Annotated in this window: 15 protein-coding genes; 6 read left to right on the top strand and 9 right to left on the bottom strand. The window is 44.5% G+C overall.

Annotated elements, in window-relative coordinates:
- Positions 1-9: 9 nt before the first annotated feature.
- Positions 10-1,374 carry a magnesium transporter gene (mgtE, locus tag LRR81_RS12105; protein ID WP_231789632.1) on the bottom strand — a complete coding sequence of 455 codons (1,365 nt, stop codon included), beginning with the start codon at positions 1,372-1,374 and terminating at the stop codon, positions 10-12.
- Between the two features lie 227 nt (positions 1,375-1,601).
- On the opposite strand from mgtE, the gene prpE reads away from it, so the two are divergent.
- Entirely contained in the window at positions 1,602-2,333 is a 732-nt protein-coding gene (gene prpE, locus LRR81_RS12100; RefSeq protein WP_231789631.1) for a bis(5'-nucleosyl)-tetraphosphatase PrpE, read from the top strand.
- Between the two features lie 246 nt (positions 2,334-2,579).
- Here prpE and LRR81_RS12095 read toward each other — a convergent pair whose 3' ends face one another.
- Genes LRR81_RS12095 through LRR81_RS12080 form a run of 4 tightly spaced genes read right to left on the bottom strand, consistent with a single transcriptional unit; the run spans position 2,580 to position 5,334 of the window.
- A complete protein-coding gene (locus LRR81_RS12095; protein WP_231789630.1) occupies positions 2,580-3,470 on the bottom strand; it encodes an RluA family pseudouridine synthase in 891 nt (296 codons plus the stop codon).
- A gap of 15 nt (positions 3,471-3,485) precedes the next feature.
- On the bottom strand, positions 3,486-4,280 hold the full coding sequence (locus LRR81_RS12090; RefSeq protein ID WP_231789629.1) for an NAD kinase: 795 nt from the start codon (positions 4,278-4,280) through the stop codon (positions 3,486-3,488).
- A gap of 18 nt (positions 4,281-4,298) precedes the next feature.
- Positions 4,299-4,925 carry a GTP pyrophosphokinase gene (locus LRR81_RS12085; RefSeq protein ID WP_231789628.1) on the bottom strand — a complete coding sequence of 209 codons (627 nt, stop codon included), beginning with the start codon at positions 4,923-4,925 and terminating at the stop codon, positions 4,299-4,301.
- A 37-nt stretch (positions 4,926-4,962) separates the two neighbouring features.
- On the bottom strand, positions 4,963-5,334 hold the full coding sequence (locus tag LRR81_RS12080; RefSeq protein WP_231789627.1) for a UPF0738 family protein: 372 nt from the start codon (positions 5,332-5,334) through the stop codon (positions 4,963-4,965).
- Positions 5,335-5,459: 125 nt separating this feature from the next.
- On the opposite strand from LRR81_RS12080, the gene LRR81_RS12075 reads away from it, so the two are divergent.
- From LRR81_RS12075 to LRR81_RS12055, 5 genes are all read left to right on the top strand, one after another.
- Positions 5,460-6,047, top strand: a complete 588-nt coding sequence (locus LRR81_RS12075; protein WP_231789626.1) for a CYTH domain-containing protein — start codon at positions 5,460-5,462, stop codon at positions 6,045-6,047.
- An 11-nt stretch (positions 6,048-6,058) separates the two neighbouring features.
- Positions 6,059-6,685: a lytic transglycosylase domain-containing protein gene (locus LRR81_RS12070; protein ID WP_231789625.1), complete on the top strand. Its 627-nt coding sequence runs from the start codon at positions 6,059-6,061 to the stop codon at positions 6,683-6,685.
- Positions 6,686-6,825: 140 nt separating this feature from the next.
- A complete protein-coding gene (locus tag LRR81_RS12065) occupies positions 6,826-7,236 on the top strand; it encodes a globin domain-containing protein (protein WP_231789624.1) in 411 nt (136 codons plus the stop codon).
- On the top strand, positions 7,229-8,107 hold the full coding sequence (locus LRR81_RS12060) for a ClpXP adapter SpxH family protein (RefSeq protein ID WP_231789737.1): 879 nt from the start codon (positions 7,229-7,231) through the stop codon (positions 8,105-8,107). Before LRR81_RS12065 ends, LRR81_RS12060 begins: the two co-directional genes overlap by 8 nt.
- 391 nt (positions 8,108-8,498) lie before the next feature.
- Entirely contained in the window at positions 8,499-8,600 is a 102-nt protein-coding gene (locus tag LRR81_RS12055) for a hypothetical protein (protein ID WP_231789736.1), read from the top strand.
- Between the two features lie 37 nt (positions 8,601-8,637).
- Here LRR81_RS12055 and pepF read toward each other — a convergent pair whose 3' ends face one another.
- From pepF to mecA, 4 genes are all read right to left on the bottom strand, one after another.
- Positions 8,638-10,458, bottom strand: coding sequence for an oligoendopeptidase F (pepF, locus tag LRR81_RS12050; protein WP_231789623.1), 1,821 nt, complete (start codon positions 10,456-10,458; stop codon positions 8,638-8,640).
- Positions 10,459-10,569: 111 nt separating this feature from the next.
- Positions 10,570-11,772 carry a competence protein CoiA gene (locus tag LRR81_RS12045; RefSeq protein ID WP_231789622.1) on the bottom strand — a complete coding sequence of 401 codons (1,203 nt, stop codon included), beginning with the start codon at positions 11,770-11,772 and terminating at the stop codon, positions 10,570-10,572.
- A 124-nt stretch (positions 11,773-11,896) separates the two neighbouring features.
- On the bottom strand, positions 11,897-13,408 hold the full coding sequence (cls, locus tag LRR81_RS12040; protein ID WP_231789621.1) for a cardiolipin synthase: 1,512 nt from the start codon (positions 13,406-13,408) through the stop codon (positions 11,897-11,899).
- Positions 13,409-13,575: 167 nt separating this feature from the next.
- Positions 13,576-14,223, bottom strand: a complete 648-nt coding sequence (gene mecA / locus LRR81_RS12035; protein ID WP_231789620.1) for an adaptor protein MecA — start codon at positions 14,221-14,223, stop codon at positions 13,576-13,578.
- Positions 14,224-14,243 lie beyond the last annotated feature (20 nt).

Raw genomic sequence — 14,243 nt, 5'->3', positions numbered from 1 at the left:
TAGAATGGGCTAAAGCAGCTGTTTCGCAAATGCAGCTGCAAGAGACAAATAAATAAGAATACTGATAAAATCATTCAGAGTTGTAATGAACGGACCTGACGCAAACGCCGGATCCACTTTCAGCCTTGTCATCACTAGAGGAATAATCGACCCGATCACTGCAGAAACAATTAAGGCAATCAAGATCGAAGCACCGACAAGCAATCCAAGAGCAAGGCTTCCCTTCCATATAAAAATGATTAAAAATGCAAATACACCTGTGGAAGCCCCTGTCAGAACCGCTGCGGCAGCCTCTTTCGCCACATTTTTCCCCATCCCCGGCTCTTCTCTGCGATCCGCTATTCTCCTTAAAGAAGAAGCGAGTGCCTGAATACCTGAATTTCCAGCCATCGCTGCCACAAGAGGCACAAACGCGAACAGCACGGTAAGCTCTTTTAAAGGATTTTCAAAATAACTCACCATTGCCGAAGTGGCCATGCCGAGTACAAGCAAACCTAACAGCCAGGGCAGACGCCTTTTGGCAGAAGCAAATGGCCCTGACTCTCCCAGCTCCTCGTCAGGAAGAGCAGCGAGCTTTGAATAATCATCTGTCGCCTCCTCGCGGATAACATCCACGATATCATCAACAGTAATAATGCCGACTAAATGATCTTCATCATCCACGACAGGCACAGCCATAAAATTATAATTTTGAATTTTTCTTGCGACTTCCTCCTGATCCTCATGAACCGAAACAGAGTAAACCCGCTTATTCATTATTTCTGCAATCAGATCATTATCCTCACCGACAATTAAATCGCGAAGAGAAATGACCCCCGCAAGCCTCCGCTCATCATCCACTACATACGTATAGTAAATGGTCTCCGCATTCGGCGCTTCCCTCTTCAAGAGCCGAAGGACAGACTTCACCGTTTGGTGCGGAAACACAGCAACCAGCTCTGTCGTCATAATGCTTCCTGCTGTGTACTCTTTATAATGAAGAAGATCGCGGATTTCCTGTGCAGCCTGGTCCTCCATCAAATTTAAATACCCCTGCGCCTGAATGTGATCAATCTCATTCAGAACATCTACCGCATCATCTGCATACATCTGCTCCAGCATCTGCGCTGCATAAACAGGATCCATCTCTGATAAGTAAGCTTCGTAATCTTCATTCTCTTCCCCGATATTTTCAAAAACGGCCGCCATCTCTTCCGGTGACAAATAGCCATACATCCGCAATCGATCATCTTGCTCCAGTTTGACAAACCACTTCGCCTGATCAAAATGATAAAGGCCGCCGAACACTTCTCTGAAGGAATCAATATTATCTGCTTCAAGATATTCAAAAAGGAGCTCTTCCTCATATTCTACTGCCTGCTGATACTCCCTCATGACCTGGCCACCTTTCCCTTTAAAGCTATAATCTCTATAAACTAAAACCCATTGCTTACAATAACCCAATTAGCTGACTGGTTCCACTCATAACTTCTCATTACCCATAATTACCTATCCATCTGGCACAAATATGCCAGTCTGCTTGAAAAAAGACTTTCCTCTTCGTTATAGTTTTGCTAAAGAAAAGGGAAATTATCTAAAACAGCAGGAAAAGGAGTGATACAGTGAAAATCGATATCATCGGCGATATACATGGCTGCTATAAAGAATTTGAAAAACTGACCGAAAAGCTCGGCTACTCATGGAAAACAGGAATTCCCGTCCACCCGGAAGGCCGCCTCCTTTCCTTCCTTGGAGATCTGACCGACAGAGGTCCTGACTCATTAAAGGTAATTGAAACCGCAGCAAAACTGGTTAACGAAAAAAAAGCCTTCTATTCTCCGGGCAATCACTGCAACAAGCTTTACCGGTATTTTAAAGGCAACAAAGTTCAAATCACGCACGGGCTTGAAACAACTGTAAAAGAATACGAAGAAAGCACCCCAAAACTGAGAAAGCAAATAAAGCAGCAGTTTATGAATCTTTATGAAAAGTCACCGCTGTACCAAATCCACGACAGCGGCAAACTAATCGTCGCACACGCTGGAATCAGACAGCAGGATATCGGCAAAGAAGGGAAAAAAATAACAGAATTCGTCCTCTACGGCGACATAACAGGCAAGACACTTGAAAACGGCCGCCCTGAACGAAGAGACTGGGCAAAGCACTACAAAGGAGAGCCCTGGATTATCTACGGCCATACCCCTGTGAAAGAACCAAGAATCGTAAACCGCACGGCGAACATTGATACAGGTGCTGTATTCGGCGGGGAGCTGACAGCTTTTCGCTATCCTGAAATGGAAACGGTTGGGGTAGGGTCTTCTATGCCTTATGATGGGTCGCGGTTTGGGGTTTAGGGTTTGGCTGGGAGGATGGTGATCCATTTTATTCAGCGCAGTGTGGTTGGGGACAAGGGAGGCTTTTTACCCTTGTCCCTCATCGTACTAAAGCATGAAATCCATGTCCCTGCATGAGCCCATCTATTATAAGATCAAGCTTTTCAAAGGCAGCTCCCTGTTCCTTCACACACTAGGGGACACAGGTCCACAGAAACATAAAAACACAAAAAAGCAGCCCCCTCCTCACACCAAAGGGCTGCTTTCTCATTCCTCCATCAGCTGCTTCATATCCTCAGGAAGCTCAGCTTCAAACACCATCTCTTTTTCCAGGAAAGGATGCCAAAAGGAAAGCCTGCTGCTGTGGAGGGCGTGTCTATTTATGCTGGCAAGACTGCCGCCATATAATGTGTCGCCGCAGAGGGGGTGGCCGATGCTTTTCATGTGGACGCGGATTTGGTGGGTTCTGCCGGTTTCCAGTTTAAGGCTCAGGCGGGTTTTTCCGTACCGTACACTGATCACTGTAAAATGGGTGACGGCATGCTGGCCGTCTTCCCGGACTTCCCTTGCGATAATGCTGTTCGGGTCTCTGCCAATTGGGGCGCTGATGGTTCCGCTTTGCAGCTGGATTTCGCCTTCAGCAACCGCTTCATAGGTGCGCTTAATTTTCCCTTCTTTTTGAAGGGCGGAAAAGCGCGAATGGCTGAAGCGGTGTTTTGCTGCGATCATGAGCCCTGATGTGTCCCTATCTAGTCTGTTGACGAGATGAATGGTAGAGGAAATGCCGTGCTTCTGATAATAATGCAGAAGGCCGTTGGCAATGGTGCCGCCATAGTGCTCGCGGGAAGGGATGACGGGTATGCCTGGCTGCTTGCTGATGACAAGGCAGTGGTCGTCTTCATAGACGATGTCAAGAGGAACAGGCTCTGGCACTATGGATAGTCCAGGCTGTTCCTCCGGAAACAGAACGGCTAGCGTGTCCCCTTCTTTCAGTTCTTGCCTGACGGTTGCGTGCTGGCCGTTCAGCAGAATGTCTCCGCCTGCAAATTTAATGTCTGTGAGGGCTCTTTTGGAAATGTGTTTGGATTTCAAATATTCACGGATCAGCATGCCGCTGCAGTTAGTGGAAATCTGCCATTGCAGTTTAAATCTTTTCACGAGAGAGATCCCTTTCTATTTTCCAATAAAGGATTCCTGCACTCTTTTCCAGAAAGGAAACGGCCTGAAGCGGGCAAACCGGACACTTTCCTTGGCGACTCTGCATTGGATTGATTTCACGTCTTTATGCAGAAGAGTTAAATGGTCAATGGTGATTTGGAAATCCACGTCATTAACAGGCCGCAGATTGCATGTGTGGTGTTCAGGCAAGATGAGCGGCGAGCCGATTGTCCGGAAAACGCGGTTGTTAATCGATGCCATTTCGGCAAGCTGGATGGCGCGAAGGGACGGGTGAAGAATGGCGCCTCCCAGCGCTTTGTTGTAGGCTGTGCTTCCAGTAGGTGTTGAGATGCATAGGCCGTCGCCTCGGAAGGTTTCAAACAGCTGCCCTTTGATCTCGACATCCATGACCAGTGAGTTTTCGATCGCTTTAACGGTGCATTCATTTAACGCGAGATACCGGGCTTCTTTGCCTCCGTCATTGTGGCGGACGATGACTTCCAGTATCGGGTATTCAACTACCTGGAACGGTGTTTTGGCGATGGCGATGACGAGCTTTTCGATTTCCTCCGGCACCCAGTCGGCATAAAATCCGAGATGGCCTGTATGAACACCGACAAATGCTGTCTTGTCCAGCCTGCTTCTGTAGCGGTGAAAGGCATAAAGCAGCGTGCCGTCCCCTCCGACAGATACAACGATATCAGGCTGATCTTCGTCGTATTCGCATTTAAAGTCCGTCAGATAGGATCTCATTTTTTGGGCAAGTGAGTTGGAAACATTATCTCCCTTTGACTTTATGGCAAATTTCATCGCTTGATAACCCCTTTGTCATTCAGAATCTTTGCGTGAAAAGATCACTTGCGCTTCCTGGATTTCTCCTCTGATGAGCGACATTTCTTCGTCAAGCCTGTATGCCGCTTCTGCAGCGCGCTGAAGCCTGAGCTGGATGTCCTCAGGGAACAGGCCGCCGTATTTATAATTAAGCGAGTGCTCGATGGTTGCCCAGAAGTTCATGGCAAGTGTTCTGATTTGAATCTCAACCAATATTTTCTTTTCTCCATTTGCGGTCTGCACAGGGTATTTGGCTACAACATGATAGGAACGGTATCCGCTGTCTTTTTTATTTGAGATGTAATCCCGTTCCTCAACGATTTCAAAGTCATTTCTTTTTCGAAGCATGTGCACAACAGATCTAATATCATCTGTGAACTGGCACATCATCCGCAGGCCGGCAATATCCTGCATTTCTTCTTCAAGCCTGTCCAGCGGGATTTGCTTTCTCCTCGCTTTATCTATAATACTTGGTATGGGCTTGACGCGCCCTGTAACAAACTCTATCGGGGAATGAGCCTTCCCCAGTTCAAATTCCGTTCGAATCCCTTTTAGTTTAACCTTTAATTCATCCACTGCCTGGCGATATGGGCCCAGCAGCAGCTTCCATTCCTTTTCCTTCATTGTTTCATCCCCCTGCCAAAGACATGAAAGAAGCACGTTACAGTGAGAAAGACCCAGAAACCTGCTTTTCCATATCTTCCCCATAATTTGCATTACCCTTTATGTTCTCAAGCAAGGCCTGCATTTCAGGGAAAAAGTTGTTTAATTTAATTTCTGTGCCGTTTATCATTACCGCTGCCTCTGTTTCGCTGTTTCGCGCTTCATGAATGGTCCCCCATAAATGATGCGGCAAGTTTAAATAGATAAATTCTTCGCTGTTTTCTAGTATGTATATAAAGGATAACTGATCTGAATCAGCCAGAATCTGCCCTGTTGGAGCAAGCTCGTTTGTACTGCCTTCATAAGGCTCTGCTTCAAATAGCAATTTGCCTTCTTTCCTATTTGCTGTGCTGACAAGTATTTTTTTCATAAATGTCTCCTTTCTGTTCAATCAACCAATTTTATTTTACCACAATGCTTTCTTTCAGCATAAAGTTTGATATGAACAGGCCTGAAAGAGATAATAAAAGCACTATAGCATACGGGGGACATACAATGGGACAGCAAATCGAAATTGAATTTAAGAACATGCTTGAGAGAGAGGAATTTGACCTGCTTGCGCGGGAGTTCCAACTAAAGGAAGAAGATTTTCATGAGCAGAGGAATGACTATTTTGATACTCCGGACTTTTCAATTAAAGAAAAAAAAGCTGCTTTAAGAATCCGGAAAAAAGGAGAGGCATTCATTCTGACATTAAAGGAGCCTGCCGAAACAGGCCTGCTTGAAACTGAGCAGCTGTTAGATGAGAAAACAGCCCAAGCAATGAAAGAGGACGGCGTACTGCCTGAAGGTGAAGTCAAGCAGCAGCTTGAAACGCTGTCTGTTCCGCCTGCCCGCCTTCAATACTTTGGCACGCTCTCAACATGGAGAGCTGAAAAAAAATTTGAAAATGGCTTAATTGTTCTGGATCATAGCCGATATTTAGATATAGAAGACTATGAATTAGAATACGAAGTGACGGATGAAGCAGCAGGGAAAATTTCCTTTGAAGCGCTTCTCGCCCGCTTTCATATACCGGTCAGGACCGCAAAAAATAAAGTCAGACGATTTTATGAGCGGAAATATCAAACCAGACAGAATTAAAGGAGAGTTTCATGGATATCAGACAATACCAGGCAATGATGCAGCTGCAGGCCATTCAAAATATGCAGTCACCCTTGCAGGGAAATCCTGCTGGATCTTCAGATGACCCATTTTTCAGCCAGATTCTTGAGTCTTTTGCAGAATTTCTTGAAGGCGGAGATACGGAGCAGTCTTCTTACACCCAAAAAGAGACAGCTCCAGTAAGCATGCCACTCCCTGCAGCTGTCCAAAGCCCTGTACTTCAGTCACTGAAACAGCCTCCAGGCAATATAGACCAGATTATTAAAATGGCAGCTGAGAAGCACGGAGTGGATGAAAAGCTGGTCAAAGCGGTAATCAGGCAGGAGTCCAATTTCAACCCAAATGCTGAAAGCGGCGCAGGGGCTGCAGGTCTTATGCAGCTGATGCCGGCTACAGCAAGGGGGCTGGGAGTATCAAACGTTTTTGATCCTTCTCAAAATGTCGAGGGCGGAACCAAATATCTCAAGCAGATGCTCGACAGGTATGACGGCAATGTTCCTCTCGCTCTTGCCGCCTACAATGCGGGCCCGGGAAATGTAGACAAGCACGGAGGCATCCCTCCTTTTAAAGAAACAAGAAATTATGTACAAAAAGTTTCTGCCTATTATTTAGCCTGAGTTTTGGTAATCACGCCTTTTTTATCGCATACTAAAAGCCAGTCCAATAGGACCGGCTTTTTTAGCATAATGCGATTTGTTTGTGCTATTGATAAACCGTTGTTAAAATAAGTTCAAATGTATAAAAAGGAGTTATCAACATGGCAGAATCATATTCATCTCCATATGATGTTATAGGAGAAGAGCTTCTTTCTCAGCTTGTTGATGCTTTTTATAATAGAGTTCACAAAAATGCTCTGTTGGCTCCCATTTTTCCGGAGGATCTTTCGGAAACAGCCAGAAAGCAGAAACAATTTTTAACGCAATATTTAGGAGGCCCATCCCTTTATACTGAGGAGCATGGGCATCCAATGCTGAGAGCGCGGCATTTGCCGTTCCCTGTTACGCAAGCGAGGGCAGAAGCATGGCTTGGCTGTATGAGCCAGGCAATGGATGAAGTAGGTTTAGAGGGCGATATTCGTGAGTTTTTATACGAGCGCCTTGAACTGACAGCTAAGCACATGATCAATACACCAGATAATGAACAAAAGAGGACGAGCCTTGATGCCTAAATTGAACGGATTTGATCAAGCCGATCACTTCTTTTCCCATTGCCATGGCAATGCAAAGAAACCGCTGGAGATTTACTTGTTTATCGATCCGCTTTGCGCAGAATGTTTTGCACTTGATCCTATTTTGAAAAAGCTGCTGATGCAGTATGGCCGCTTTTTCACCTTGCGGCGAATTCTGAGCGGCCGGCTTGCTGCCCTAAATACGAAGAACCGCAAAAAACCTGATAACCCGGAGACTGCCTGGGATTCCGCGATGAGCAGGGCTGGAATCTCCTGCTGCGGCAAGGTGGACGCAGAAAAGCTTGTTTCTGCTCCTTATCTCGCTTCCCTTGCCATTAAGAGCGCTGAGCTTCAGGGCAGAAAATCCGGCATCCGCTACTTGCGGAAGCTGCAGGAAGTTCTCTTTATAGAAGAGCAGAATGTTTCTGATGAAGCAGTCCTGCTCGAGATTGCGAGGCATGTGGGACTTGATGAGAAAGAGTTTTTAAAAGACATTCATTCACCAAGCGCTGCCAAAGCACTGCAGTGTGATTTGAAAATTACTTCCGAAATGGAAGTGACCGAAATTCCTACCCTAGCTTTCTTCAATGAACGCGTAGAAGATGAAGGGTTAAAAGTTACTGGCCATTATCCATATGATATGTATGAGCAGGTCCTGTTCGAAATGCTGGGGGATGCCCCTCCTGCATCTGAGCCGCCTCCTCTCGATGTGTTTCTTTATTATTTTAAATTTGTAGGCACGCACGAGATTTCGCTTGTCTATAATATGACAGCTGAAGAAGTGGAGAAAAAGATGAAGCAATATGTCTTCTCCCGCAAGGTAGTTAAAGTACCTGTAAAGTATGGAACCTATTGGAAATATATTGGTTAATTAAAACCGGTCTTTTTGAAAAAGGCCGGTTTTCTACTGCATTTTATTGAATTCGCTTACAATTCCAAAACGTAAAAGTCCATGCCGGGATAAGCATGGACTTTCTATGTCTTAACGACAACAAAGGGGATGGGAGAAATTTTTCACGGTCAAACAAAGGGGTAAATGTTTGTAATGTGATCAATTTCACATCATGAGTATATCAAATCTTGTCGAGTTTTGACAAGGGGTTAGTCCTTTCTTCACAAATTTGTCACAATCATATCTTTTCTAACCCTCTCATATAAGAAGAATAGTACCGAAAAAGGAGGACGCCTCAGTGAAGCCTTTTACATATGCTGCCTTTCTTTTTTTCATTTTGATCAGTTTCTTTTTAAATATTCTTGGCCTGATGCACCTTTTTCCGCTTTATGTGTCAGGACCCCTTTTATTCTCAGGCATTTTTCTTTTTATCTTTAAATTGAACCATAAAAAGACCTTTAAAGGATTTTAAAAAGCAGGAGAGCCATTCACTCTCCTGCTTTCTACAATTATTCAGCTGTTAAAAGCTCTTCCAGTTCATTCAGCTTTTCCTCAAATACCTTGCATGCTTCTTCGATCGGCTTGGAGGAGGTCATATCCACTCCAGCTTTTTTCAGGACCTCAATCGGATAATCGGAGCTTCCGCTTTTCAGGAATTCGATATATCTCTCAACTGCCGGCTGTCCCTCTTCAAGAATTTGCTTGCTTAATGAAGCGGCAGCAGAGAAGCCTGTTGCATATTGGTACACATAGTAGTTGTAATAAAAGTGAGGGATCCGGGTCCATTCAAGGCCGATTTCTTCATCAACCGTGATGTGCTCACCGAAATACTTCTTATTCAGGTCATAGTACAGCTTTGTCAAAAGCTCAGGTGTGAGCGGTTCGCCTTCCTGTGCCTTTGTGTGAATTTGATGCTCAAATTCTGCAAACATTGTTTGTCTGAATACGGTTCCCCTGAAGCCTTCCAGGTAATGATTCAGCAAATAAAGCCGCTTCTTCTTATCGTCAATTGTTTTCAGCATATATTCATTCAAGAGAGCCTCATTTGTTGTGGAAGCCACTTCAGCCACAAAGATGGAATAATCTCCATATGGATAAGGCTGGTTTTTTCTAGTGTAATAGCTGTGGACAGAGTGTCCAAATTCATGAGCAAGGGTAAACATGTCATTCACATTGTCCTGCCAGTTCATCAGGATATACGGGTTTGTTCCATAAGTGCCTGAAGAATAAGCACCGCTTCGTTTTCCTTTATTCTCATGAATATCTACCCAGCGGTTTTCAAAGCCTTCTTTTAATATGCCGAGGTATTCTTCGCCAAGAGGCTCGAGCCCCTTCAGGATATGCTCCTTGGCTTCTTCATAGGAAACATCCATTTTTGCTTCCTGCACAAGCGGTGTATAAAGATCATACATATGAACGCTGTCGAGGTTCAGCACTTTCTTTCTCAATTCAACATAGCGCTGAAGAAGCGGCAGATGGCTGTTTACGGTTGAAACCAGCTGGTCATACACGGTTTCCGGTATATTATTGCTGCTGAGCGCTGCTTCACGGGCTGACTTATACTTTCTGACAGTGGCGTAAAAATTGTCTTTTTTGATTGTTCCGCTGATTGTGCTGGCAAACGTGTTTTTAAATTTGCCGTACGTTTCATAAACTGCTTTAAAGGCATCGTGCCGCACTCTTCTGTCTTCTGATTCCAGAAAGCGAATGTAACGGCCATGAGTTACCTCTGTTTCATTTCCATCTTCATCTTTAATTGACGGGAACTCAAGATCAGCATTATTCAGCATGCCGAATGTGCTGCTTGATGCGCCAAGCGCTTCAGAAGCCTGTGCCAGAATGGCTTCCTGCTCAGCGGAAAGAATGTGAGGCCGCTCGCGGTTAATTTCATCAAGTGCATGCGAATAAAGCTGCAGCTCTTTGCTTTCTTCCAAAAAGCCCTTCAGCCTGCTTTCTTCAATAGTCAGGATTTCTGGAACCATAAAGGAAGAAATGCTTGAAGCCTGTGTATAGAGATTTGTTGCTCTGTCATTCAGACCCTGGTAAAAAGAATTCGCCGTATCCTGGTCATAGCGCATGTGAGCATATGTATACAGTTTCCCAAGGCGCTCTGTCAGAGAATCTTGAAAGGACATGGCTTTATAAAGAGAATCCGCAGAATCCCCAAGCTTACCCTTAAATTCTTCAAGCTTCGGCAGTTCATTTTTCACTTCATCAAATTCCTTATTCCATGCCTCATCACTTTCAAAAATGTCTTCCAGTCTCCACGTATCTTCAACAGCTACTTCATCTCTCGCAGGCAGCTTTTTCACAGCTGATTGTTCAGACATTTATATGCCCCCTTTTTCCGTTTCATCTTATTATGTCATTACTTGGTATACATACATTCGGGATAAATGGAAAATCCCCTTCTTTCATCTTGCAAAAGCGCTTCAGTAAAGTCAATTGATATGCGGCGCCAAATCACATTCACTGATAAAGCGGCTCAGCAGGCACTGATCTTCTTCTATGAGAGCTTCGGGGTCCCCTCTCCAATTAAGTTTCCCCGTCTTTTTGTATTTCTCTTCTTCTTTTTGCAAGTAACCCAGCTGGGAAAGGGCATCAAGATAATCTGAAACTGGTAAAGAAATACTTTCGGATGCTGTCCAGTGCGGCAGCCTTCTGATAAAGAGCTGCCTCCGGGTAACAAGCATTGCTGCATGGCGAACGGCTTCTTCAGCATGAAAAAAACAGGACAGCGGCTGTCTGTTAATCCATAACAGCAGCCGTGTCTGCCATACATATACGGAAGATTCAAAACAGCAGCCTGATAAGAGCGGCAGGAAGGCATAGGAAGGAATACAGGAAAAAGGAATGCTTTTCTCGTTATATAGGACATTTTTGAGGTAAGCTGCTTCAGCTGACAAGCGAAAATGGGGGCTCATACGGTGCTTTTTAACTTTAGCTGCCCAGTTTTTGAAAGGAAAAGAGCCTTGGGCTGGCGGTGACAAAAGGGATTTAAAAGAAATGCGGTCAAGATGGAGATATTCCTGTCTGGCAAATACAGAGGTTTTAGAAAAAGGAATGAGATGGGAAAGCCGGAGAAAGGTTTTGCTGCCTGGACTGTACGAGAGCAGATAAGGCCTGAAATGATCGGCGCCGATCCTTGTGCATTGCCAGTGAAAAGCGGAAAAACGAAAAAGGGATGAAGAGAGACGCGCGATCCGAGTTCCTCCGAGAATCCAAATGGGCTCATACCCATTATCACGGTAAGCGGCATTCCGCTTATCAAATAGCTGCTGATCAAGCAGCGAGCACTGATATTCAATAGCAGCAGCTCCAGCAGCCAACAGATCAGGCCGCTGATTCAGCTCCTTTAAATATGGCTCCAGCAAAACCTCTGTCTGGCCATTGAGCCATTCATAAAGCTGTGTTTTGCCCTCCAGGTGAAGCTTTGATTCCGGTTCGCCTGTATATGGACAATCTGCGTTTCTCTTATGAGCAAAGTGAAAGGCTTTGATTGACCCAAGCTTTAAATCCATTGGTTTTTGGCAGACGGGGCAATAAAATGATGCGGTCTTTCTAAGTTCATGCAGGCTCGAAGGCTGGAAGACACCAGCGGCCAGATTGAGGGTCTTGCCGTCGGAAAGATGGGCAGTCAGCATGTTTCGGGGCTCCTTTAAGGTTTTTTGAGGGAAATTAGAACGGGGGTTACGTTAGCTGTTTCGACAAATTATTGCCAACTCCTTTTTTCAAGCTGAAAAAACTCGCCCCGGGAGGCGAGTTTTTTTATAACAGCGGCGAAAGGAGCCGTGCGAACGATTCAAATACTTTTTTGTAAAAGGGTCTTTTTTCAAATGCCTCAGGAAGGAGCTCAGCGGAATCCTCGAGGTCGTTTTCATATTCCTGCACAAGCGTCTGCGTACTCGCTGTTTTATAAAGAAAGGCATTGACTTCAAAATTCAAATGAAAACTTCTCATATCCATATTGGCTGTTCCAATGCTTGCAAGCTCACCGTCGATAATAATGATTTTGCTGTGCATAAAGCCCTTTTTATACTCGAATATTCTTGCGCCTGCTTCAAGCAGTTCTGGGAAATAGGACCGTGAAGCATAAAAAACAAGCCGTTTATCAGGCCGCTGCGGAATTAGAACCCGAACATCCACTCCGCTTAAGGCAGCCACCCTGATAGCAGACAGAATATCCTCGTCAGGAACAAAGTAAGGGGAAGCAATCCAGATGGATTTTTCAGCTGAAATAATCATCGAAAAGAAAAGGTTTTTAATAACTTCCCATTTGTTGTCCGGTCCTCCGGCAATCAGCTGGACGCCGCCTGTATTTCCAATCTTTTTTTCCACAGGATGCAGAAACCGTTCAAAAGACAATTTATCGCCTGTCATGTAAAACCAATCCTGCAGAAAAATCATTTCCAGCGTTCGGACAGCTTCTCCGCTGATAAACATGTGAGTATCACGCCAAAAGCCAAAATGCTTATCTCTGCCAAGATACTCATCACCAACATTCAGGCCGCCCATAAACCCTGTTTCGCCGTCCACGACAACAATTTTCCTGTGATTGCGGAAATTGATTTTATTGCTTAAAAAAGGAAGCTTTACAGGCAGAAAAGGAATCATTTTGATGCCTGCCCGCGTCATTTTTCCGATATATTTCTTGGAAAGCTTCCAGCTGCCGACCGAATCGTAAAGAAAGCGGATGTCGACCCCTTCTCTTGCTTTTTCAATGAGGGCATCCTGAAGCTCCAGTCCAATTCGGTCATGCCGGACAATATAGTATTCAAGGTGGATATAGTTCTTTGCTTTTTTAATCTCTCTGATAATGGCTTCGAATGTCTCGTCACCATTTGTTAAGATCTGAGTCTGCGAAGAAAATGAAATCGGTGTGTGACCCAGCTTTTGAGAGAGTTTAAAGAGCATTTGCTGATGATCAGGCATTTCAGCAATCTGTTCATCATATCGATGCAGATTGTCCTGTACTTCTGAAAAAGCCTTTTTGTCAATTAAAGCTTTCTTTTCGAAAAGCCTTTTTTTCCTTACATTTCTGCCGAAAAAAAGATAAAAGAAAAAGCCAACGAGCGGAAATGCTCCAAGCACCACGAGCCATGTTAAGGTTTGGGTAGGATGCCTGTTTTCGAGGAAAATCAATACCCCTATAAAAATAATGGAAAGCGTAAAAATGATCGTCATCATTGTGACGATCCATCCGCTCCAAAAATTCTTGGTAACCAGGACAATGGCCGCTATGCACAGAGTAAATATGATTACTTGAATAAAATTCTTCATCTAATTCACCTATCTGATCGAGACGTCTCTGCTTATTATAATATAAACTCCGGAAAGCGGAAGTTGAAAAAAATGCCGATTTCAGGGAAACTGAAATCGGCATCGCTATGCTATATAGGATGTGTGTCTTCCTTAAGCAGGCAAGGAAGCTTCCAGACCAGTCAGTATCAGCTGAAATGCTTGCGGATGGTATATAGAGCAAGCTCGCCCATAACTTCTTTTCCGTACTCTTCAAGCCTGTGAATGCTTACTTTTGATTCATGCCCATATTCAAGCAGGATGCTTAGGGCGTTTTCAATTTCGTCATCTGTCTGTTCATCGAACTCTGCATACAAGTAGTAAGTATTATCCATTGCATACAGCCGATTTTCATAGCTGCCCGTATTCGTTTTTGACAGTGATACAAGATCTTCAAAGTCATCAAATCGAATGACAAACTTAAGCTGAATTTCCTCTTCCTTCTGATCTTTGCTGCCGGATGAAGCTTTAGGATAATCCTGATCGACAAGAGACTCAATATCTTCCTCTGTTCCATCTTCAGGAATCGGCAATTCAAGCTTTTGCCCGTCCTTAGAAAGCTGTGCTCTTGTTACGATGATTTCAAGTCCTTTATCAAGAGCCTGAACCTGAATCCATAGCGGCCCTTCAATCATGAAGTCTTCCTCTTCGTGAACCTCGTCCATCATTTCCCAGAACAGTTCTTCGCTTCTTTCCCGGTTATACCAAATCTCATCACGGTCAAAACCGCGTTCTTCTATATCACCATACGAAACGTAAAATTTAACTGTATGTTCGTTAATGCGTTCTATTTCCATGATTAACACTTCCCTTCTCT

The sequence above is a fragment of the Metabacillus kandeliae genome, from assembly GCF_021166585.1.
In the GTDB taxonomy this organism is placed as follows: domain Bacteria; phylum Bacillota; class Bacilli; order Bacillales; family Bacillaceae; genus Metabacillus_B; species Metabacillus_B kandeliae.
Note: the sequence above shows the minus strand (reverse complement) of the source record. Positions and strands in the feature narration are given on the sequence as shown.

Coding starts and splice junctions, on each gene's coding strand:
- cls (WP_231789621.1), bottom strand. CDS start 13,408: ATGAAGAATTTTATTCAAGTAATCATATTTACTCTGTGCATAGCGGCC.
- LRR81_RS12065 (WP_231789624.1), top strand. CDS start 6,826: ATGGCAGAATCATATTCATCTCCATATGATGTTATAGGAGAAGAGCTT.
- LRR81_RS12060 (WP_231789737.1), top strand. CDS start 7,229: ATGCCTAAATTGAACGGATTTGATCAAGCCGATCACTTCTTTTCCCAT.
- LRR81_RS12080 (WP_231789627.1), bottom strand. CDS start 5,334: ATGAAAAAAATACTTGTCAGCACAGCAAATAGGAAAGAAGGCAAATTG.
- LRR81_RS12045 (WP_231789622.1), bottom strand. CDS start 11,772: ATGCTGACTGCCCATCTTTCCGACGGCAAGACCCTCAATCTGGCCGCT.
- mecA (WP_231789620.1), bottom strand. CDS start 14,223: ATGGAAATAGAACGCATTAACGAACATACAGTTAAATTTTACGTTTCG.
- pepF (WP_231789623.1), bottom strand. CDS start 10,458: ATGTCTGAACAATCAGCTGTGAAAAAGCTGCCTGCGAGAGATGAAGTA.
- LRR81_RS12075 (WP_231789626.1), top strand. CDS start 5,460: ATGGGACAGCAAATCGAAATTGAATTTAAGAACATGCTTGAGAGAGAG.
- LRR81_RS12070 (WP_231789625.1), top strand. CDS start 6,059: ATGGATATCAGACAATACCAGGCAATGATGCAGCTGCAGGCCATTCAA.
- LRR81_RS12055 (WP_231789736.1), top strand. CDS start 8,499: ATGCACCTTTTTCCGCTTTATGTGTCAGGACCCCTTTTATTCTCAGGC.
- mgtE (WP_231789632.1), bottom strand. CDS start 1,374: ATGAGGGAGTATCAGCAGGCAGTAGAATATGAGGAAGAGCTCCTTTTT.
- LRR81_RS12090 (WP_231789629.1), bottom strand. CDS start 4,280: ATGAAATTTGCCATAAAGTCAAAGGGAGATAATGTTTCCAACTCACTT.
- LRR81_RS12085 (WP_231789628.1), bottom strand. CDS start 4,925: ATGAAGGAAAAGGAATGGAAGCTGCTGCTGGGCCCATATCGCCAGGCA.